Here is a 21786-nt window from a genome sequence, read left to right on the forward strand (position 1 = left end):
GGGTGGCGGGGTGCTCTTCACCCAGGACCCGCCGCTCGTCGGTGAGTACCCGCTCGAATTCCTCGATCGCCTCGCCGACACGCCCCACCGACTCGTAGGCACCGGCGAGCTGGTTGCGGGTAATCAGGGTGGCGGGGTGCTCTTCACCCAGGACCCGCCGCTCGTCGGTGAGTACCCGCTCGAATTCCTCGATCGCCTCGCTGACACGCCCTGCTGCCCGGTAGGCGAGGGCGAGGTTATGGCGCATGGTCAAGGTGTCGGGATGGTCCTGCCCCAGGACTTTCCTGTGATCGGCGTGGGCGTATTCGGCGTGATGGATGGCGCGTTGCGGGTCCGCGGCTTCGATGAGCTGACGGACGGCCCAGCGGCGCGCGCCCAGTACAGCGGTCCGGATGCCGAGGTCGAGGATAGGCCTGGGTTGGGCAGTGGTGTGTTCGGTGAGGGCGTCGATATGCTCGACCAACCGAGCGCCTTCAGCACGGCGCTGGAAGGCCTCGATGGGATCGAACAGCTGTGGTTCGAGAACTGCGACAGCGGCGGCAGCGAGAGCCTCAAGAGTAGCGGTGGTGTGGGCGCGTTCGCGGATCACGCGTGCGGTGAGGCGGTGCATCACCAATACCCGCCCATCGGTCGACCACGACAACAGCGACCCCTCCACACAGCGGTCGATCGCCGTCCCGGTGACGGAGTCAGATACGGTACCTGCTTCAATAAGGGCGGTTTCCACCCCGTCCGCCGACAGCATCGCGATAACACCGGTCAGCCACCGCACCCGCCCGCCGAGCGCGGTGTCGCCGACGGCGGTAACGGTGTCGATCGCCAGTCCCAGCGCTTGGTCTACAGTGCGATCGTAGCCGGTGCCGCGCTGGCGGGGCAGCGCGGCCGGGAGCGGTTGAGCGGCCAGCAGCTCCCGGTAGCCGTGGTAGTCCAGGCGGCGAGTGGTGATGGTGGCCGCGGCGGCGGCCAGGGCCAGCGGCAGGTCTCCCACCTCGGCGGCGAGGGCGTCGGCGCCGGCCGGGTCGTCGAGCCCGGTTGCCGCGGCCAGGTAGGCGATCGATTCGGTGCGGTCGTAGCCGGTCGCGGCGTCGACGAGTTCGCCGAGGCCGGTGAAGGCACGGTCGGTGCTGGTGATCACCACCCGCACCCCGCCGCCGGTGGGCAGGAACTCGCCCAGGAAGTCCGGGTCGGTGGCGTTGTCGAACACCAACAGCCCTGACAGACCCGGTGTGCTGTTGAGGTGGTCGCGCAGCCGCCGCGCCGAGATCAGCGAATCACCTTCTGGATCGGCCACTCCGACCCGAGCGGCAATCTCGGCCATCCCAGCCAGAGCACTGTCACGTGTCTCCGCACCAACCCAGCCCACCAACCCCACAGCCCCGTCCTGCATGACTTCCCGCGCGTAGGCGGCAGCGACCTGAGTCTTGCCGGCACCGCGCATCCCGCACACCACCACCGCCCCCCGCATCCGCGCCAAGGCCTCACGCAGTTCGTACACTTGGGCGCGGTCCACGAAATGCGTGGCCGGCCGCGGTACAGCGCCCACTACCGTTAGTCTGCCGACCGTCGGCAGCTTCGGCGGGTCGGGCGTCTGGTCATGGCGGTGAGGAATAAGGGTGTCGTGGCTGATCGAAAGATCGCTCCCGACTCTCACTCGGTCCAGGTCGTTAATCACGCGCACAAACGGTCCACTGCGCAGCTCAAATTCGCGACGTTCGGTCTGCGCTTCCCTTTCGTGGGCCTGCTGGATCGCGAGGCCCTTCTTGGTCGAGCGCGGATTGCGGTTCTTATTGGATAGAAAGGGCGGTGGCGTCCCGCTAATGCGCATAAAGTAGTAGTCGATGGCGAGCGCTTCGCTCGCATTCTGGTTCTTGCGGACTGCAGTAATCACCGCATCCAACGGGAGTACATCCGGTGAGTAGTCCGCCGTGAGCATGGAATCTACCGCGTCTGCAAGTAATCGAGGGAGCATACCGGCCCGTGCGTGTTGCAAGGGTTGCGACGAATTGATAAGGGCTATTCCGGTATCAGGCTCGTCACCCCAAAGTGTCGTGTAGCCCCTCAGCGTGTCTGCGGTGACAGCAGCGCCTCCGAGGCCAGAAAAACAGGTATCGAGGATCAGTAGCAGCCGTCGCACTTTAGTTCCGGCTAGCAGCAGACGCACCAAATCCGCCGCAGGAAAAGCCGCTTCTAGATCGCCTAGATCAGTATCGGCGGTGACCAAAATTGATTCGCCGCTGGCGCCGAGTCGTTCGCCATGACCGGTGAAATACATCACGATCAGATCGTCGGGGCGGCGATCGGGCGACTTGCAGAAGTGGCGTAAGTCTTGACGTATCTGGATGGAAGTCGGATTGGCGCGGATCGTATCAATGAGGGTGTAACCGAAGCGTTCGGTGAACAACTCGATAATCGCTGTACGCGCTCCCTCAAGCCCGGTGGAATCCCACTGGGGGACCTCAGTTCTAGGTGCTACTGCTGCGGCGATAAGAAATCGTCGCGGTTCATTGCCGTCGGACACCGGCGCCCCGGACGGGTCACCTATCCGGGTCTCCGATGGCTTACTGTGCGGGCGTTGCGATCGATGCGACTCAACCGGTGCCAGCGTCCGTTCGGGTCGATCTACCATCGTGCTTATGGTTTCGGCGAATTCCTGGTAGCCATCACCGAGACCGCTCAACACCGCCACAACTGCTTTCGCGAAAGGCTCTCGCTCGGTTGGCAGTGAAACGTGCCCGGGTTCTTTCGGCACCAGTGTGCGAAAGTCGAGGTTGCCGCCGAACGGTTCAGCTTCTCTGGCGGCATGGTGCGCCAGTAAGTTCAGAACCCGAAAGGCGTCGGTGCGGGGCAGGTTGGCGAGTAACTCTTCGCGGACGGTGGCTTGGTCCGGTGTTCCGCGGGCGAAGTCGTAGACGATCTGATCAGGGTCCTCGCTCATCATGTCGGGGATGGTGACTAGCAGGCCGGACAAAAACACTTCGGCGAGATCTGCTGGAGTGGAGTCTGGTACCAATTCCCTTTGTATCAGCCTCATTACGGGCACGGTGAGCGGTGCAGCGGACAAGAACGTCGCTAGTGAGTACGCCGACGGCGCGGCGGTGAGGCGGAATCGTTTGACAAGTTCCTCGGTCGAGGTGGGCAGTAATCCGGTAGACGAGTATGTGTCGACAGCCTGCAGCCTGGGCAGTGGGACCGCCATCATCGACAGTCCGGCCGTCCGGTCGCCTGCCACCGCCGATGCCCATTGGCTGACCCGTGCCGGATCGAGTCCGATCACCGGTATGAGGCGCTGTCCGTCATTCTCGTTCGCCCGGAGGCGTGGGTTACCGGCTCGTCCATGGAGTATTCCGCTGTGTTCGGGTGAGGAACGCATGGAGACGGGCACGGCGGACAGTTGCGTGCGATGCCAGAGTCGTTCCGGCAGCACGTTCAGTATTGCCAGTGGACTGACGTTGGACCATTCCGACATTGCAGTCGCCGTGGACGTGCTTCGCCAGAGCCGTCCCACGCCGTCGGTGACAATTAGGATGAGACGGCGGCCAGTAGGGTCGGTGAGTTCAGCCGGACTGCGGTCACCGACCGCGCGGCGAGTGGTCGGACCGGCGTGCAAGCGGGTTTGCTCGGCGTCACCGTCGATGGTCCAGATACGTACATCGCGAAACGCTCTATGCGCGCGGAGTATTCGGGTCAGTTCGGTGAGGGTAGGTCGCCACAGTGCCATCGAGAGGCTGGTATCGACGACAAGAGCCAGCTCAAGCCAGTGTTCAGTGATCGGGACGGATATCGGGACCAGGGTCCGGGTCTCGGCGTAGACGTTGACGGTGGCGGCTTCGTCGAGAACGCTGGGGCCGGGTGCCGCTATCTCGCGGTGGAGTGGGCGCAGGGCGCGACTGAGTTCGGCCGCTTGGGGAAGCGCGACTGAGGCCGGCGTTCGGTGGTTGGGAATGCTTCCGGGCGGTCCGTCATGAGCTGGCACGATCTGGACGCTTGGTTGCCGGGACGGCAAGGGATCATCTGAAGTTCGCCTGACCGGTGGGGGCGCCACCCGCTGGGGCTCAGGGTCGGCCTTCGGTTCGAGAAGTCTCCCCAACCCGTGTACCGGCTTGTCGGGTTGTGATGTCTCAAGCGGGGCGAGAAGCTCGGGCTGCAGGCGTTCGAGCAGCCATATCGCCTCGGCCAGGGTTTGCGGTGTCAGCGTGCCTTGGACATACGCTGAGGCCAGCACTTCCACGATAGGTGCGTGGCCGGGATCGATCATTCCACGCCACGGTCGTTAAGGGGGCGGAGCAGAGCGTCGAGCACGTCGGCCCAGCCGGTATCGCCTGTGTGGTCGGTGCCGGTTTCCATCCTGATGGCGTTAAGAAGCTGGTCGATGGCCAGTTGTGCCTCTGGCCGCTGTCGGCGCAGCTCGTCCACCCGGTTGATAAGGGCTTCCGCAGCAGGTGAGACCGTCTCAAGGTGAGCCTCGACGATGCGTTTGAGCTTGGCAGAGTCCGGTGGATCGAGTGTGAGCCGGATACAACGCCGGACGAACGCTGGAGGGAAGTCGCGGTCACCATTGCTGGTCATCACCACGATCGGGAACTCACGGCAATTGACCTTGCCGCCGAAGATCGGAACCCGTTCGGTGTCGTCTTCGGTCAACACGTACTCCGGTGTGCTCGAGTCGGGCAGGCGGAGCAGCGTCGGAATACTGTAGGCGCCATCTTCGAAGGCATTGAGCAGGTCGTTGGGCAGATCGACGTCGCCCTTGTCGATCTCATCGATGAGCAGAACCCGTGGCTTGAGGGTCGGAAGCAATGCGGTGCCGAGCGGGCCGAGCCGAATGTAGCTTCCGATATCCACGGGCGTGCCCTTCGCGCCGGTCTCATCGGCTTGACGAATGCTGACCGCCTGCAAGCGCCCGAGCGAGTCGTACTGATAGAGGCCCTCTTCGAGGGTGGAGCGACTGGTGATGGACCAGTGCAGTACTGGGCCGAGGCCGAGCTCGAAGGCGATGCTGTGGGCCAACATCGACTTGCCTGTTCCGGGGCGACCGGTCACCAGTATCGGCCGACGCAGGTGGATTGCCGCGTTGACCAACCGTACTTCCTTGGCCTCGGCCCGGTACGCGGCTGCCAAACGGGTGAGTCGGGCCGGGCCTTCACTGCGGTTCGCAACGTCGGATAAGGCGGTTTCGGGTACGGCACCGTCGAAGGTCCGCCATGGGGGACTGTCGGGTCGGATCCAATCATGCGGGCGTCCGTCACCGCGGTACAGCCACCAGGCGGGGCAAGGTTCCGCCGTGTCCGGAGCGGCTTCTGCGTCGTCATTGTCGATGGCTGTCATGCGATCCTGTCCCCGAGGTAGTAGGCGAGGCGAGTGGAGTGGTCAATTCCGGTATCCGGTGAGGGTCGTCCCATAGCAGTGTCGTGTCTCTCCTGTAGTGGTGTACATCGGAAGGCTCCATTTGAAGCCGCTCCTCGAAGAGGCAGTCCGGCAGACGAGCGAATCCGCGCTCATTGCCCAATTTTTCGACAACGGCTTTGAGCGGCGCGGAGTCACAGTCGGATCCACACCACACGGCTACCGGCATGCCAGCTGCCACAGCGGCCTTAAGACCATCCACGGAAGACCCGCTGCCTTCCCTGTACGGATAGGACAACATGACGCCGACGGCGTCCCCGGCGAGTAGGAACCGGTTTGCGAGAGTTTTCGCGTCATAGTGTTCGATCACTAGATGCGCGGGCCCGGCAGAGTTGTAGTACTGCGGAAGTGCTGAGTCCGCGTGTAGATACAGGATCCGGGCACCTTCCGCGCTGAGCCTATTCCAACGATCCTGCCAGTCACGCATGGAAAGGCCGTCGAAACGCAGCCGATCCAGCGATCGGACAACCACCTTGCCGCGCAAACCAAGCTCACCCCCGGACTCCGAAGACCAGTGATGGACTGCCTCGTTCAGTAATGACCAAGGCAGCAGGAACTCGAAAGTGAGCGTGGGACCCCGGACCACAGGCAGAAACTTCCCGATTCGGGACACCAAGGACTCGCAGCGTCTACGGACCTCGGCTGCGGGGCAGAGGTCCGGATCGTCCAAACGGAGTGTCAGGGACGCTCCGTCACGTTCGATGGCAGCGTTGAGAGTGAAAAAGCCGTCCTTCCCCGGAGCGGGGTCCACTTTGACGGTGACAAAAGTGGCCGCTTCCGGACTGTTGAACGTCGCGTCGGTCCGGGTCTGATTTACCGCTGCGGCATCGATACCCAACTCCTCGCAGGCATCATCCACCCACAATCGCAATAATGAGGGATCGGCGAGCCGGGCAGCCAGATACTCGACAAACGACAGAACCGGCGGAAGCCGCCGCGGCCTGCGTGGCAGTTGATCAAGGCGGTCGACAATCGTTTCCACATCAACTGCGTCGTCCACTGCGATTGGCGATACGGCACGCAATGACCGCCACAGCGTATCCACGATTACGGCCGGATCGACTTTTCCCGTCTCGGCAAGAATGCTGGACAGCTCTGCGCGAAAATGAGTCGGAAGCGTTGTGGAAGCGGGCGTTGGTACGATAATTACCGGAATGCGCCTGCCGTCCGCGTCGCCGTATATGACTTCGATTGGCCGGGCGGCATCAGGATAGTTTGGCGCCAATTGTTCGATGCGGTTTTTCACAGCCGCGAGCATGTCGTGCAAGTCAGGCGGCCACACCGTTGAAAAAATCTCGGTTAGGCAATCCAGCAATGCTGCGGAGAATACCCCGCCGCCCAGCCGGTTCAAATGCACTGCACGTGTACCGTACGGCGACGCGTACAGTATTCCCTGGTTCGCTCCTTGCGCGGGCAGATTGCCGGGTGGCACTGGAATGCCGTCGGGCAAAGGTTGAGTCATCTGGCCGATAAACGTTTGACAAGCGTCGACCGTGATGATTTGCCGACCTAACGGGCGCGCACGTGCAGATCTGAGCAAAGCAAGGAAGTTGTCAAGGTTGATATTGCGGAGATTTTTGTCAATCGCGTCTTCTACAAACAGCCGTCGGTCTCCACTTGCGTCCACCATGCCGTGCCCGCCCCAATGCAGCCAGAATACTTCACCTTCGAGGGCGAGGACGTCATCTTGGAGCCGGTCAATATTTGCCGAATTCGCAAGCAGATTGCGAAAACCATCACTGTCGTCAAGCAACGGCGAGGTCAGCAGAACGATGTTTTCCGATGGCACACCAATATTGCGCAACCGTTTTGCAAACTCCAGTGCTTGTGTAGCCATGCCAGCGCGGTCGGCGCCGAAGCCGTACTTGTCCAGCCCGACCACGATGGCGTTGGTTCGTTCCGGTGTCACCGGGGCAACCGATCCCGCAACGTCGTGTAGAACAGGTCAGACGCGAAGTACGCACTGTGAGCACGTGGGAACGGGGCGCCGCTACGGATCTCCAGGTCCTCGACCGCTTCCCCGAAGATAGGTACAGCCAGGTAGGAAAGCAGGTCCCGAGGATCGTAAACATTCACCCACGGAGGCATCGTTGGGTCACCGACGTTGCCGCTCGGCGCACTCGGCAAAGCGCCGAGACTACACAAATATGAACCCTGCGAGCCGACAGTGACAAGCAGATCCACCCGCGCCATCCCGAGTCGAACCAAGTCCAGACAGGCAATCCCCCCAAGACTGTGCGCCATCAATACGACTGGCCTTGGGACGGATCGGACCGTATCGGCGATAAACCGACGCAACGGCTCACCGTGGGCCAGGTAGCGCAGGACATCACCACCGAAGGGCATCACGCGGTCCGTGATCATGCCACGGTGACGTTCGATCGCCTGGGAAACACCCAGTCGAAGCGCCAAATCGGCGCTGACCCTCAAAAGTGTTTGTCCAATACCGAGATCGGCACCGTTGAGGCCGTCGAGCACCGCCCTAGCAATCGCGTCCCGTCCAATGGCATCAATCGGAAAGGAACCGGCTACACCAGCGTCCGCGCAAATCATCGCGGCAGCAGTGACCGCGCGAGACAGAGCCTCCCTCAGCTCACCTTCGGTCTCGCCACCAGCGAGCAACTCGATCGCGTCCCTAGCAGGAGCAGAGCCGAAAACCTCCCGAACGGCCCCCATGAACAGATCAACGGGAATGCCATGCTGTTCGACTAGATCAGCGAGATCAGCAAGACCGTCCGACCATCGCAGGTACGTGTTCAGCCGATCTTGCGCAGTGATCTCCGAGCCGGGCAACTCGAACCGAACCTGTCCCGCATTTGCTACGGCAAGGAGCCGCAACTCGTACACAGGATCGGCTTCGAGCAGCACCCAGCGTTCGTCACGCCACTCGTCTGCTGGTAGTTCATTGGCACGGGTCAGGTCGTAGTCCGGGACAGTCGCTGCGGCGGCGTCGAGCGAGACACCCAATTTCTCGCCCCAAAAGCATGGAAGGACCGTTACCTCCGGCCAGTACTGTGCGGCCTTCTCACGCACCAGGCGAAACGAGCCAGCATAGCTCTTTTCTCGCACACCGGTGCCGTGTACGAAGATCACCGTGGTCATCGGGCAGGACCGCTTCGCCACCTCTGACACGCCGACTTCGATGGTGGCGAAGTGGCGGACGTCGAGTTCGGTGCCGACGATCGACTCAGCTCTCCAACGCCAGAAGCCAGAATCTTCAGCATCCCCGCGCTACCGCACACGTACCCTCCCTTAATAGTAACTTTCCAGAATTTCGGTACGGAATCCTCCGACAGTGGCGTGGTCGGTGCGTTCGTCCTTGGGGTAGCGAGTCACGTCGTGAACGCTGTTGCCTTGACGAACTGGATATACCACACCGGTACGCGCTACCCTCTCGCGGCGACGGCAGTTGGGTTGGTCGACCAGAGCGACCATGCCTCAAGTCGGCGATATGGGTCTACACAGACGCTCGCTACTTCGTCATGGTCGTACTCCGCCACCGTCAAAGGGTCCTGTGGACCGATCCCGTGCACGTACACCACCCGAGCCACTCGGCACCCCTCCACCTACCGCCATGCGTTTGCGACACCTTATCGCCGCCGCATGCACCAACGTGACACAGCCACAGGAACGGGGGAGCATCAGGCCCTCCAACAGAGCGGGGGTGCCTCTCTATTTGTCAAGCGGCAGAGACTGACTCGGTGACGTGCTGGTGTCTGCGGATCTCGTCGGTGGTCATGGTCCGCCAGATGGTGGCGGCCAGGTGTCGTTTGAGGCAGCGCATGGTGGCACGGTGTGAGGATCCCGCGGCGATCTTGCGGTCGTAGTAGCCGCGGCCGGCGGTTCCGGACATCCGGACCTGGACCATGGCGATGGTGTGGATCGCGGCGTTGAGCTGGCGGTCGCCGTAGCGGCTGAGCCGGTGGACACGGCGGTCGGCGCTGGCGATCTCGACCGGTGCGGTTCCGGTGTAGGTGGCGTAGGCGGCAGCTGTGGGGAACCGGGCGGCTGATCCGGTGCGGCCGATCAGCCGTGCCGCGAGCACGGGGCCGATGCCGTCGATCGTGCGCAGCCGGGTGCCGTGCTCGTCGAGCAACCGGCCGATCTCGGCCTGGTTGACGGTGAGCTGACGGTCCAGGCGGCGGACGTCGGCGATCAGGTCCTTGGACAGATCGACTCGGACACGATCCGACAGCGTCCGGGCCCGGAACCCGCGCAGCACCGCCGCGGCGGTGTTCGCGCTCAGCCGGGTCGGGGCGCCACCGGTGAGCAGTTCACGCAGCAGGGCGTGGAGCTGGTTGACCGTGCGGGTTCTGCTCGCGGACAGATTATTTCGTCGCTCGTCGAGCATGCGTAGTGCGTCGCAGTGTTCGTCGGAGGCGACCGGGCGGGCGTCGCCCTGCAGCGCGGCGACGCAGGCCGCCGCGGCGGCATCGATCCGGTCGTTCTTGCGGCGGCCACCGCGGGAGAGCTCCCGGACCCACGCTGTCGCGGTTGTCGGGACGTCCAGCACGGTCTCGCCGCGGGCGATCAGCCAGCGGGAGAGGTGTCGTCCGAGCCCGTCGGCGTTCTCGATCGCCCACCGCCGCCGCGGCCACCGCTTCGCCCAGCCGATCAATCGCCGGTATTCGGCCAAGGTGGCGTCGATCCGGACCGAGCCGAGATCGGCGTTGGTGGCCGGGTCCACCGCGGTCGCGGTATGGGTGCTCTTGTGGGGATCGACGCCGATGACGACCATGGGCGAGGGCTCCGTTCCGTCGGGTCCGATTGGGGATCCGCGGCGGACAATCCGACTTCGAGAACCGAGTCGTGCTCGTGGTCATGCATCTCTTCGGTCACACCGCGGACGCGGGCCGGGTGGCCGACATACCCCCGCTGAGTCAACCGGGATGTTCTTCGGTGACAGGAACCTCAGGAGTCACATCACCCGGCCCGCTGCGGCACGCTACGGGGAGCTACCCCGACCACGAAACCGCTACCGAACACATAAGTCGGAACCTCATCCACCGAGAGTAGTGCCGGGCACACTCCCGCCTCCGGATTCGAGTAGAGCGTGCCATCGCGCACCTGAAGAACTGGCGATCACTGTCCCGCCATCTACCTCGCCGGACCCGCTTCGAGCACAACATCCTCGCCGTCGCGGGGCTGCTGTCGGACTTTCAGCACACCACCCGCCCCGCGCCAGCACGGTGAACCCCACCCGACAACCCGGGGCGAACACATCTACACCCCAACCATGCACGAGGTCGTTAGCGCGGCGCGCCGGCGCCGAGCGGGGTTCCGATGCCGCCGATATCGGTGATGGTCCAGTTGCTGTCGCGGTCGATACTGAGCTTGTAGGTGGCGGTGGATTGAATGCCCTCGGGCGCCTGGCTGTTCTTGGTGGTGATGCTGACGAAGCAGTCCACCGAGTACACGCCGTTGTCTTCGGAGTGCACCTTGGCGGCGATCGGCTGCGCGGTCGAGACCCACTGCAGGGGAACGATGATCTGCTCCATGGAGGTCGCGGCCTGGGTGAGGCGGGCCTCGAGCTCGGGGCTCGTGCCCTCGACGAGCCGAGTGCGCCACGCCGCGAGATCCTGGAAGTTCATCTCGGCGGCCGCGGTGGCGTAGTCGAGCGCCACCTGTTCGGCGTTGGCGGTGTCGGCCGCGGCAGCCGCGGCGGCGCCGATGTCGTTCGCGGCGGCCCGCCACTGCCAGCCGAGCACGGCGATGGTGATCACGAGCACCAGGATCACCACCCCGGTGAGCAGGGTGCTGACCTTGATCGCGGATTCGCCGGCGCGACGTCCGAGATTCATCATGGTTCGCCGGCCCGAGGGATCGGGTGCCGGTCGGTCGGTGGTTTCGGGTTCCAGAACATCGGTGGTCCGGGCCATGGGTATCACTCCTCGGGTCAGCGGCCGGGTAGGTCGAGGTGGACGGTGACGGCGTCACCGGTGCCGGTAGCGGCGAGAGCGTTGTCGAGCAGCTGGCCGATATTCACCGTCGACAGCGCAGCGCCGCCCGCCTGCACGCCGGGCAGTAACTCCGTTCCGAGAGTGTGCAGGTCGGCGGCAGTGTCGTGGAGGAACGTCTGCAGTTCGTCGAAGAGCGGACCGGCGCCGTACTTGATTCCGTCATTGAGCGGCGCGAACGACGAGACGAAGTGAATGGCTCCGAGCACCTCGTGGAAGCCGGCTCCGAAATCCTCGATGATGGGCGAGGTGGCAGCGAGATCAGCCGGGACAGTTCCGCTTTGGCGGAGCAGCGGTTGCACGGCGGTCAGCACGGAGGTGAGATTCGATGACTGCTGCACCAGCATCGACGCGAGGAGTTCGCCCACCCGATTGAGATCGTTCAGGACCCACGGATCTTCGGGCAGCGCGGTATCGACGGTGGCGAAGATCGCGCGGATCTGTTCGGGCTCGACCTGTTCGAGCAGGACGGTCAACCGCTGCGAGAGCTCGTCGAACGTGGTGGGTACCTGGACCTGGTCCGCGGGGACCTGCGCGCCGTCCGCGAGATAGGGACCGGCCGACGAAGACGGGAGCACGGACAGATACGTCTCCCCGAGCGCTGAGAGGTTGTCGATTCGAAAACGACTCTCGGCGGGGATCCGGACGCCGCGGTCGTAGTTCCAATCCACAGCGATGCCGGTCGCCGAGCTGTGCACCGCGGTGACGTGTCCGACCTCGACACCACGCAACAGCACCCGGGATCCCGCCACCAATCCGTTCGTCTCGGGTATGGCGACCCTGGCGGTGTTGAGCTCTTCGAAAGCGTCGTGCTCGAGCCCGATGCGGCCGAGGTGAACGATCGAGCCCACGGCCAGAAGACTCATGGCGAGGACGGACAGCGGAGTCTTGAATCTCATCGCACAGCCCCCAGCATCCGAAGCACGTTCTCCACGTCGGCAACGACCTGTTCACCGGAGGCGGACTCCACGGAGCGGATGTCGACCGCCGGATTCTCCGCGAAGGGCAGCACCGTGAGGCGCAGGAAGTCCGCGATCCGTGCTGCGTCCGCGGGTCCACGGTCCCAGATGTCACGCAGGACGCCGCCCATGTCGGCCAGCGAGTTCAGCATCGGCACCAACCACAGACCACCCTCGTAGACACTGCCGATCGAGGGCAGGATCTGAGCGACATAGGACACGATGTTCACGCCGATCCGGCGCCAGTAGTGCTCGGCATCCTGCGCGAACACAGTGGTCAGCGTCTGAGCCCTGCTGTCCACCGCTACGGCGGTTGCGTCGAACCCGGTCAGCAGGCGGTCGATCTCCTCCGTGCGTCCGCCCAGATCCCGGAGATCCGTGGAGACGACCGCGGCCAGGCGCTGCACGTCGCCGGGCACCGGCATCACCGTGTTGATCCGGCTCATGGCGTCCTGGACGCGCTGAATGCTGCCGCCGTTGATGAAGTAGGCGAGTACCGCCATCGTGTCCTCGAGCTGCGGCGGCGAGCTGGTTCGCTCGACGGTGACAGTTCCGCCGGGCGCCAGGAACTCCGCACCGGCAGCGATGGCGTCGTGGTCGAGGGCGACATAGGTGTCCCCGAGGAGGGTGTTCTGCCGGATGACCGCGCGCACATCGACCGGGACCTGGGTTTCCGCCTTCAGTTCCGCGGTGATCCGGACGGTGTCCGGCTGCACGGTGACCATGCTGACCTCGCCGACGCGCAACCCGTCCATGAAGACATCCGCGCCATTGGGCAGATTCATCACCCCCGCGAACTCGAGGTGTACCTCGTAGCTGTCGCCGACACCGACACGGACCGAAGGCAGGTCTTCGGGGCCGAGCGAGCAGGCGGTGGTGGCGGTGAGCGCACAGCAGCACAGCGCGGCGAGCACACCGGTGCGCACTGATGATCGACGGTTCATCGGAGGCCTTCCCCGAGCAGCAGATCGAGCGGACCGCCGGACGGCGGCTGGTAGGCGAGAACCATGGCGCCGTCGGTTCCGGTCTGCTGCCGTAACAGCGCGGCGACGGCGGGGATCGACTCGATCAGCCCGCGGAGGTCACCGACGCGTCCGGCAGCCAGGTGGATGGCCTCGGTGAGCGGTCCGTGCATGGCGGGCCAGAGCAGATCGCCGTAGTTGACGTGCACATCGTGGAGCACCCGGACCAGCCAGGCGATGCCGACGCAGACATCGACGACGCTGGGCCACAGGTCGATGCCTGCCGCCACGATCTGGGGCATCTGGTCGAGGACCGAGCGAATGTGCTGCCAGTTGCGCAGTGCCTCGTCGGTCAGTGGAGCCATGTCCCGGATGATGGCGCCGATATCGGCTGTCAGCTGGTCCGGACTCTGCGCCGCCGAGGCCGCCTGCAGCATCAGCTGCCGAGCCTCCGGCCCCTGTCCGCGCAGAGCCTCGGCGAGGCCGGTCACGGCGCGCTCGAAGCTCTGCTGACCGTTGTCCGGGCTGAGTTCGCCGATGAAGTCGGCGGCCGAGCCGGTGATCTCGGAGATGCTCTTGGGGGTGTGGCCGCGGTCGAGCGGGATGCAGCTGCCCGCCGTGAGTTCCGATCCGGTCTCCGCGCCGACGAGTTCGAGACTGCGATCGGCCAGAATGGATTTCGAGCGGGTCACCGCTGCGACGTCGGCCGGGATGTGCTGCCCGGCCTCGACGGTGAATCCGATCTCGACGTGGCCGCCCTCGGCTTCGATGCGGTCGATGGTGCCGATTCGCACGCCCATCCGGGTGACCGGGTTGCCCGCGTAGAGCCCGATGGCATCCGGCAGTTGCGCGCAGTAGGCGGTGGATGCGGGTTCGCTGTCGACGACGGCGAAGCCCACCGCGGTGATCGTGGCCAGGCAGGCGATGGAGAGGATGCCGGCGATCCCGAGCTTTGTCCGCTGCATGTCAGCACGTCCGTCCGGGAAGAGGAAGGCAGATGTCGGAGGCGAGCAGCGTGCCACCCTGCACGGTCGCCATGCCTTCGGGGGTGAGCCAGGCCGCGAGCTGGTCCCGCAGAGCGAGCAGCTGGTCGATGGCCGGGCCCATGTGGGCCTGGAAGTCGGCGATCGCGGTACGCACCTGCTCGGCGGCGTCGAGGACGACCTGCCGATGGTCCAGGTAGTACTCCAGAATGGGCTGAACCCGCAGCAGCACGTCGCCGAGCAGCCAATAGGCCTCGTTGAAGCCGACGTAGGTACTGTTGTAGGTGGATCCGACCAGGTCGGCCCGGCGGATGAGATCGAAGACGAATGCCTTGTCGGCTTCGAAGGTCCGCAGGTACTCGGCGGCGAGATCGGTGATCTCGCGGACCTGGGTGCGCTGCTGGTCCATCACGGCGGCGATGCTGTTCATCCCGGAGATCAGTGAGCTCACCGAGGTGGTGTTGTGCTCCAGTGCGGCAGCGACCTGCTCGATGTCGGCGTCGACCACGGCGCCGTCGAGATTCTCGGTGACCCGGGGGGCCGCCTGCAGCACGTCCCCGATCGAATACGGGACGGTCACCTGTTCGGTTGGGATCGGGGTGTCACCGAGCGGGGCATCGCCGAGCGGAATCAGGGTGACGGCATACCCGCCGACCGGGGTCAGCATCCGCACCTCCACCCGGGACTCCCGGCCGACGAAGGTGTCCTCGGCGACCCGGGCCTCGACCGTGACCACCTCCGCACCGAGGGTGACCGCGGTGACCTTGCCGACGGTGACGCCCGCGACCCTGACCGAGAGTCCGGGAGAGATCGCGGAAGCGTCGGTGGTCTCGAAGACAACGGTGCGCTGCCCGACCGGCCGGAGGTAGAGCACGGTCATTGCCACCAGCAGCAGTGTGGCCACCAGCACCACCACCAAGCCGAGCCCGGTCTCGCTGTGAACCATCCGCCCCAGGGCCGTTCGCGACTTCACGACGACGGCGCGCATACCACGACCTCGCTTCCGTTCAGCAGCACTCGGACCTCCGTCGGCAACTGTGCGACGCCGTTGCTGCACTGCATACCGCCCGCGGCGGGGGTGGTCAGCTGCGGCAGTTGCAGTCCGGCGAGCGCGGGTGGCAGCAACCGCAGCGCCTCGGCCGCGTCCGAGATCGAGGCGAACGCCCGCGTGGCCAGTGCCTCGATATCGAGACCTCGCTCCAGGCCGAGCTGCTCGAGGAGCCGGTGCACCGGGGTCAGGAATTCCGGACCGAGCGCCGCCGTCTTGGGGAACTCGTCGAGAACCGTCGCCGCCTTGGCGACGGGGAAGCTCAGCGACCGCATGAACTCCAATACCTGCGGGGAGCGCCCTCCCATGGCGTCGGCGACCCGCGCCATATTGCTCACCAGCGTGGAGATGACCTGTTCCCGGTCGTGGGCCAGGTCGGCCAGCCGCTGAGCATGGTCGAGCATCGGCGTCAGCCCGGAGCCGTCGCCCTGAAGCAACGTCAGAGCATTGCTCATGAACGCATCGATCTCGTCGGTGCTCATCGTGCTCAGGACCGGCTGCAGCCCGTTGAACAGCTGGGTGATGTCGAAAGAGGGCCGAGTCACGTCGGCGGAGAGGTGCCGCACAGGCGCGCCGGGCTCGTCGGCGGTCTGCAGGTCGATGAACCGCACGCCGGTGAGGTTCTGGTACTTCACCGCGAGGACCGTATTGTCGTGCAGCCGGTAGGCGCGGTCGAGCGTGAACTCGACCTCGGCGACGGAGCGGCCGAGCCGGTGCACCAGTTCGATTCCGGTGACCTTGCCGATCCGCACGCCCTTGGTGCGCACGTCACCGTTGACGTGCAGACCGGACGCATCGGTGAATTCGGCTGTGTAGCTGTCGGTCTCGGCTTCGATGGGATTTCTGATCGCGCTCAGGACGACCGCGAGCAGGGCCGCTGCCACGACCACGGCGACGGCGAGCTTGCCGAGCGTGACCAGCATTCTGGTGTGCGGGCTCATCGCGGCTCCGCCCCGGCCGGGGCGGTGACGCCGGTCAGTGCCATGGGCGCCGCGAGCATCGGCAGGTCGTCGAGGACCAGGCGCAGGTTCAGCGTCTTCGAACCGTCAGGGCCGGTGAACGCGGCGTCGTAGCGGTCGATCAACGCGCGGAGCTTCGCAGGCGCGGCGCCGCCGTCGAGCATCTGCGGCAGCGCATCGGTCAGTGCCTTCACCAGCAGGGTGACCGGCGTGATCTCGGTGCCGTGCGAGGCCAGCAGTGCACCCGCCTTCCCGAACAGACTGTTGGCGGCCAGCGCGAGACCGCCGTCCGTATAGTCTATGAAGGCGTCGTCGACGCCGATCGAACCGTCGGGACGGCGGTTGTAGTCGCTGTAGAACGCCCGGTCGAGGCTGTCGATCGCCTCGGCGCTGAAGGCAGGCAGCACCGCGAGGATGTCGTTGACCGCGCGCAATTGGTCGCTCGGTAGATCCTGCTGCGTCGCGGCGACGCGGTCGGCGAACACAATGCCGGATTCGATGAGCGGGCGGCGTGGGGTTTCGCCGGCTATGCGAGTCACCACATCTCGAAGCCGACCATCGCCGCCGTCAACGGCGCGGCGCTCGGGGGCGGGACCGAACTCGTCCTCGCCAGCGATGTGGTGATCGCCGCCACGACGGCGACGTTCGGGCTGCCCGAGGTGAAGCGCGGCATCATCGCAGGCGCGGGCGGTGTATTCCGCCTGCCCCGGCAGATCCCGCCGAAGATCGCCTACGAACTCATGTTCACCGGCGAGCCCATCGACGCCGAACGGGCCAGGGAGCTCGGACTCGTCAACCACGTCGTCGCCCCGGAGCTGGTCCTGCCGCGAGCGCTCCAGCTGGCCCGCACCATCGGCGCCAACGCCCCCCTCGCCGTCCAGGCCAGCAAGCGAGTGGCGCAGGGCATCGTGTGCGGCGGTGTGTCGTCGGAAGCCCCGAACTGGGAACTGTCTGCCCGGGAGCGAGCGGCGGTGCGGGCATCGGACGATGCGAAGGAGGGTCCTCGTGCGTTCGCCGAGAAGCGAGCACCGGCGTGGAGTGGCCGATGAGCACCCGCCGTCAGCGATGACGCGAACGTAACTCGGGCGGGTGTTCGCATCGAGTCCCCGCCCGAGGCATCGGCCCGCACGCTCAGCCGAACAGCTCCGGCAGGCTGCCGGAGACCACGTCCGGGAAGCCGGGGGTGCGCCTGCCCAGGAAGGCGTCGACGCCCTGACCGTGCGAACCTGCGCTCCCCGGTCGTACCCGCACCGGCGGACACCGTCGTCGCCATGCGCGTGCGCTAAGTGCTCGGCTTCTTCGCGCGCTGCCCACACTGCGGGTACGCCGCCCAGGCGACCGCCGTCGAACGCGAACTGGACTGCGGGCGAACCGAAGTCCTCGTCCAGGTCGGCTGCGCGCTGCCAGGTGACCGGCAGGACCTGCCGCGCCCGATTCCCGCCCGCGCGACCGGGCGGGGCCGCCGTGACCGGTTGTTCTGCCGCACCCGTGCACCCTCCTCGACTGGACAGCTATGGCATACGAGATCATCGGTGCGGCAACAGATCAAAGCCGCAGAGTTGCACTGGCCGACAGCGCGTTGGCGTAGTGGTCCGTTCCCCCTCTCGTACGGGACTCCCGGTAATAGCGCATCGCAACTTCGGGCGGCCCGCTGATCCTGGCCACCAAGTTGCCGCGCCGTCAGATCGTGGAGACCTGAGAGCGCGGTGTGTGGAGGACGCGCTGGTGGCGTGGGCAACCGGCGGGCGGGTGCTGGCGCTGCACCGGTTTACCGGACGGGTGATCCGCGAACGCGCCTTAGCTGCCGAGACTCTTGACGGCATCATCGAGGACGCGGTCCCGGTGCTCGAACCGCATCTATTCGATGGCACGAGGTGTTCCAGCGTCGCGGCGAAGGTGGCCGGGCTAATCGACTGCATCGACGCTCTCAGCGGACATGCCGCCTCGGCGACGACCACCCGACACCCCCACCACCCGCGCTGGTGAACCACGACAACTTGCAACCGATCCGCTGGGTCGTCGAGCAAACCCTGGCATTGCTCCAACCCCTTTCAGCGTCTCGCCATCCGCTGGGAACGTCGCACCGATATCCACCGCAGCTTGCTGTCCTCGGCCGCTTCTCTCATCTGCTGGCGACGACTCGGCAACCGAACTGGTTACGAGCCCGGAGCAACGAGGTATCGGCATATGGATCGACAAAGTACTGCACGAGCCTCGATCGCAGACACTTCCGATCTGCGAGCGTGTCGGCTGATCGAACGACAGACAGAGGATTGTCGCGTCGGTACAACGAGGATGGCAGCATTTCCTGCTTGCTACCGACCGAGGTACCGATGATTTCGCAGTCCAGGTTGCGAGTTTCCGCGTTGCGGCACAGCTTTCCGGCGCTAGGAGATCCATGCCCTTTGATGAGTCACGGCAGGTGGGACTGGTACGCCTGCAACAGTGGATTGCACAGGTATGCTCGGAGTACCTTCCGCGCTCAGGTGAGCCCGACCGCGACTACGACCGTCTGCGTATGAGGCAGGCTACGCTCAATGCTCTTTCTTCGACTGCTTCCGTCTACGAGACGACGGACCATCTCAGGGCTCTCATGGCCGCCGGCCTCGTGCGCTACCGCGACAACATCCACGCCGCCGGGAGCGTCCACATTCCCGAGTCGGTCTTTCTCGGTCTGGTAACCGAGACCGTCTGGCCGATCGTATGCGCTTCCGCCCTGCCCCGGGATTGGACCGGCTGCTTGACGGCGCTGTCGAATCCGACGCTCGTGCGGGTGATCGCCGAGGTGCGGGGACGTGACCTAAGCAAGGCCGAGTTGATGCGCAACATCGCGACTCAATGTGGAACTGAACCATTGTGGCGGATCCTCAACGACTTCAACGATCCCCGTCGCGGCGCCCCCTTCGTCATCGCTCTCTGCCGAGACGAGCACGCCCTGGCCTCAGGAGACAGACAGAGTTGGGTGCAGCGCTATATCTTCACAGGGCTCAGGTTTGTGGCCGTAGCAGCCGTCGCCGGGGTCATCGGCAACCGTACCGATGACGTTGTCGTCGACGGCTGGGAATGGATCCAGGAAAACGCGCCTGGTCGGCGCAAACCGCGGGATCCCGACCCCTCCGTGGCCGAGCAGCCCTCACCGACGCCACAACCGCACGCCCTTGCCCCGAAACGGAACCGCCACCACTACGACGCCACCCCGTCCCCGGTCCACCCCTCGCATTACACCGATTCTCGCTCCCGAAACAACACACCTCAGTCCGGCGGATTGGCCGCGTCTTCTGTACCCGCACCACGCACCCGTCGTTCAACAAATCAGGACGAACAGTTGCTGGGGTCCGGGCAATCGGGTTCCTCTGGCATCTCATCATCAGCTGGCGGCGGATCCAGCAATTACCCCCTGTATGAATCTCTCCTTCACGATGCAGTGAACCTGTTCAATTCGAGCGGCGCGCTGTTCAGCCGATGGGGCTACTAAGCCTGCCTCCGAAGCGCAACAGGACCGTACCCATTCCGGCATTCGAGGTGGCCGTCCGCTCGCGCTTCGAGGTACACGGGGCGTCGACTGACTCTTGGGATCGACCTGGGGCATCGTCCAAGCAGCAGAAAGCGAGTTCTTTGACCTGCTGCGGCATAAACTATCGCCCGTCAGCGTGCCTTCGATTACATTGAACGATCGTGACATTCACCTCGAACTCTCGCCGGCCGCTGCTCACCGCACTTGGCGGAGCATTAGGCGCTGTGGTAGTAGCCTTGCTGGGTAACAGCCTCGCAAGCTCACTGATTCCGGACCGGTTAAGCCCATTCTGGATTCTGGTACAGATTTTCGTCGTTTCTATCATTGTTTTCGGTCCCATATTTTGGCACTTCCATTCTCGAAGCGACGGCTTGATAGTAGCTATCGAAGCGGTACCACTCAACAACGGAAGATTGCTATTGTTGGTTGTCACCGACGCAGGAAGAGTTGGATGTGTCAGCTACGACGAACGCACGATGAGATGGTCCGCCTCGCCGCAGATCGGCGTCAGTGGAGTTGTTGATGCAGCTGCCATGACACCTGTCTTCGGCACCGTTGAGTGTTACGTCGTCGACCACCATGGTCAGATCTGGCTTACTAAGTCTACCGGCAGTGAGTGGACTTCACCGACAAGGCTTCCGGATTCAGGAAGCCGAGGGAAGATCTGCCAAATATCAACTGTCAGCCGCGAGAGCGGGCACCGGGAGATATTCGCTGTCACGGAAGAGCTCAAACTAGTACACCGCTGGAAGGTGGGTAGCGGCAGCTGGTCGAGTTGGGCTGATCGCCATCTTCCACGTCGAGCCGTCGCGGTCACTGTATGTAGTCCGAACGACGAGTTGATGGAACTATTCGCCGCAGACATCGATGGAACACTGTGGCATTCGTGGTACTTGCATGGATGGGCCGCCTGGGAAGACTGGGGAACCCCCGGTAGCGCAACCACTGAACTTGCCGCATACAGACAGGCCACCACGCACCAAGAACTATTCGTCATAGGAAGTGCCGGCGATCTTTCCCATAGATGGCATCAACGCGGGAAAGACTGGTCCGAATGGAGCCCCCGGGAAACCCCGGGTCCGGTCGTATACGTTACAGCTGGCATCTCAAGCCCTCATCGATTGCACAGCATAGTGGTTGATACCAACAACAAAATCTGGCACTCACACTTCTCCGCAGAGACCGGGCACCGGTGGACCGATTGGACCACAATCGAAATTTCGCGCTAAATTTCGTGACTCGCCCCGTAGCTCCAACCTCCGATAACCGGGCCGAACCGGGCCTCAGCCTCGGCGAGGTCGCCTGGCCTGTCGGCTGTTCGACCGACAGCCGATCCCGACCTTGGCGGAACCCGGAGCAATGGTGCTGGTTGCGACGCTGTTGAGCGACCGTCCGGGATGCGGAAGGGTTGCGGGCCAGTGGGTGTGGCCCGGGGTGCTGTGTGAGGATCGGGGGAACTTTTCGGGCCTGGGGAGGTCGGTGTGGCGATGTCGTGGCAGGCGGTGCGCAAGGTGGCGGTGCCCACCGCGGCGACCGCGGTGGTGTCCTCCGGGCTGGCAGTGGCGGTGAACGTCGCGACCGACGGCGGCGCGGTGTGGGCGTGGGTGGCCGTGGCGGTGCTGACCGTCGCTGCGTTCGCCACCTCGCTGTGGCTGCAGCTCGCCGCCCAGCCCCCGACTCCGACCCCGGTGCGACCGGAGCCGGGGGTGGGGATCGACGTCGAGGACGCCAGCGCGGGCCGGGACATGCGCTTCGGTCAGACCCGGGGCCCGGGCCCCGGTGTGCGGGGGCGGGGGCTGCAGGCCGGGCGGGACATGACCTTCGAGGGCACCGACAACCGCGGTGATGCCTCACACCCATGAACGGGCCACGCACCGGCCGATGGTGGCCCTGGCGGCGGGACACCACCCCGGCCAGCACGGGTCCGGCCGTTGATCTGGACACGGTTGGCGCCGGGAGGGACATCGCGATCGTCAACTCCCGCACCGAGTCCAGCGCAGT

At 64.7% G+C, this 21786-nt stretch carries 15 protein-coding genes and 2 pseudogenes; 5 read left to right on the top strand and 12 right to left on the bottom strand.

The features are described 5' to 3' along the window. The 12 genes from ACFUJ1_RS18340 to ACFUJ1_RS18395 form a co-directional block, all read right to left on the bottom strand. On the bottom strand, positions 1–4255 hold a 4255-nt coding region (locus tag ACFUJ1_RS18340; protein ID WP_378647051.1), incomplete at its 3' end, for an SAV_2336 N-terminal domain-related protein. Next, positions 4252–5325, bottom strand: a complete 1074-nt coding sequence (locus tag ACFUJ1_RS18345) for an AAA family ATPase (protein WP_378647053.1) — start codon at positions 5323–5325, stop codon at positions 4252–4254. The genes ACFUJ1_RS18345 and ACFUJ1_RS18340, both read right to left, overlap by 4 nt. Further along, entirely contained in the window at positions 5306–7312 is a 2007-nt protein-coding gene (locus tag ACFUJ1_RS18350; RefSeq protein ID WP_378647055.1) for a caspase family protein, read from the bottom strand. Before ACFUJ1_RS18350 ends, ACFUJ1_RS18345 begins: the two co-directional genes overlap by 20 nt. Then, positions 7309–8505 carry a hypothetical protein gene (locus tag ACFUJ1_RS18355; RefSeq protein ID WP_378647056.1) on the bottom strand — a complete coding sequence of 399 codons (1197 nt, stop codon included), beginning with the start codon at positions 8503–8505 and terminating at the stop codon, positions 7309–7311. The genes ACFUJ1_RS18350 and ACFUJ1_RS18355 overlap by 4 nt, the downstream gene beginning before the upstream one ends. Positions 8506–9082: 577 nt before the next feature. Next, positions 9083–10141 (bottom strand): IS110 family transposase, encoded by a 1059-nt coding sequence (locus ACFUJ1_RS18360; protein WP_378647058.1) that lies wholly within the window; start codon positions 10139–10141, stop codon positions 9083–9085. A 511-nt stretch (positions 10142–10652) separates the two neighbouring features. Continuing rightward, on the bottom strand, positions 10653–11204 hold the full coding sequence (locus ACFUJ1_RS18365) for a hypothetical protein (RefSeq protein ID WP_378647060.1): 552 nt from the start codon (positions 11202–11204) through the stop codon (positions 10653–10655). A 95-nt stretch (positions 11205–11299) separates the two neighbouring features. After that, positions 11300–12211 (bottom strand): MlaD family protein, encoded by a 912-nt coding sequence (locus tag ACFUJ1_RS18370; RefSeq protein ID WP_378647062.1) that lies wholly within the window; start codon positions 12209–12211, stop codon positions 11300–11302. Positions 12212–12255: 44 nt separating this feature from the next. Next, the gene (locus ACFUJ1_RS18375; RefSeq protein WP_378647064.1) at positions 12256–13233 is read right to left on the bottom strand and encodes an MlaD family protein; all 978 of its coding nucleotides are present in this window, start codon (positions 13231–13233) and stop codon (positions 12256–12258) included. 26 nt (positions 13234–13259) lie between these two features. Then, on the bottom strand, positions 13260–14246 hold the full coding sequence (locus tag ACFUJ1_RS18380) for an MlaD family protein (protein WP_378647066.1): 987 nt from the start codon (positions 14244–14246) through the stop codon (positions 13260–13262). Position 14247: 1 nt separating this feature from the next. Continuing rightward, entirely contained in the window at positions 14248–15210 is a 963-nt protein-coding gene (locus ACFUJ1_RS18385; protein ID WP_378647067.1) for an MlaD family protein, read from the bottom strand. A 23-nt stretch (positions 15211–15233) separates the two neighbouring features. Beyond that, the gene (locus tag ACFUJ1_RS18390) at positions 15234–16253 is read right to left on the bottom strand and encodes an MlaD family protein (protein ID WP_378647068.1); all 1020 of its coding nucleotides are present in this window, start codon (positions 16251–16253) and stop codon (positions 15234–15236) included. After that, positions 16250–16813: a hypothetical protein gene (locus ACFUJ1_RS18395; protein ID WP_378647069.1), complete on the bottom strand. Its 564-nt coding sequence runs from the start codon at positions 16811–16813 to the stop codon at positions 16250–16252. Before ACFUJ1_RS18395 ends, ACFUJ1_RS18390 begins: the two co-directional genes overlap by 4 nt. Between ACFUJ1_RS18395 and ACFUJ1_RS18400 the strand changes: the two are divergent. From ACFUJ1_RS18400 to ACFUJ1_RS18420, 5 genes and pseudogenes are all read left to right on the top strand, one after another. Next, positions 16784–17320: pseudogene (locus tag ACFUJ1_RS18400) on the top strand (enoyl-CoA hydratase-related protein); the annotation flags it as partial. The gene ACFUJ1_RS18395 and the pseudogene ACFUJ1_RS18400 overlap by 30 nt on opposite strands. Before the next feature lie 661 nt (positions 17321–17981). Further along, entirely contained in the window at positions 17982–18257 is a 276-nt protein-coding gene (locus ACFUJ1_RS18405) for a hypothetical protein (protein WP_378647070.1), read from the top strand. Positions 18258–18280: 23 nt separating this feature from the next. Continuing rightward, positions 18281–18407: pseudogene (locus ACFUJ1_RS18410) on the top strand (IS5/IS1182 family transposase); the annotation flags it as partial. Positions 18408–18669: 262 nt separating this feature from the next. Beyond that, entirely contained in the window at positions 18670–19746 is a 1077-nt protein-coding gene (locus ACFUJ1_RS18415) for a hypothetical protein (protein WP_378647071.1), read from the top strand. Positions 19747–21266: 1520 nt separating this feature from the next. After that, complete coding sequence (locus ACFUJ1_RS18420; protein ID WP_378647073.1) at positions 21267–21647, top strand: hypothetical protein; 381 nt, start codon at positions 21267–21269, stop codon at positions 21645–21647. Positions 21648–21786 lie beyond the last annotated feature (139 nt).

It is taken from the genome of Nocardia sp. NPDC057227 (genome assembly GCF_042669725.1).
GTDB lineage: Bacteria > Actinomycetota > Actinomycetes > Mycobacteriales > Mycobacteriaceae > Nocardia > Nocardia asteroides_A.

Bases quoted from the DNA above. Each gene is read 5' to 3' on its own strand.
- ACFUJ1_RS18355 (WP_378647056.1), bottom strand. From the start codon at position 8,505: ATGACCACGGTGATCTTCGTACACGGCACCGGTGTGCGAGAAAAGAGC.
- ACFUJ1_RS18365 (WP_378647060.1), bottom strand. From the start codon at position 11,204: ATGAATCTCGGACGTCGCGCCGGCGAATCCGCGATCAAGGTCAGCACC.
- ACFUJ1_RS18415 (WP_378647071.1), top strand. From the start codon at position 18,670: ATGCCCTTTGATGAGTCACGGCAGGTGGGACTGGTACGCCTGCAACAG.
- ACFUJ1_RS18360 (WP_378647058.1), bottom strand. From the start codon at position 10,141: ATGGTCGTCATCGGCGTCGATCCCCACAAGAGCACCCATACCGCGACC.
- ACFUJ1_RS18385 (WP_378647067.1), bottom strand. From the start codon at position 15,210: ATGGTTCACAGCGAGACCGGGCTCGGCTTGGTGGTGGTGCTGGTGGCC.
- ACFUJ1_RS18390 (WP_378647068.1), bottom strand. From the start codon at position 16,253: ATGAGCCCGCACACCAGAATGCTGGTCACGCTCGGCAAGCTCGCCGTC.
- ACFUJ1_RS18380 (WP_378647066.1), bottom strand. From the start codon at position 14,246: ATGCAGCGGACAAAGCTCGGGATCGCCGGCATCCTCTCCATCGCCTGC.
- ACFUJ1_RS18345 (WP_378647053.1), bottom strand. From the start codon at position 5,325: ATGACAGCCATCGACAATGACGACGCAGAAGCCGCTCCGGACACGGCG.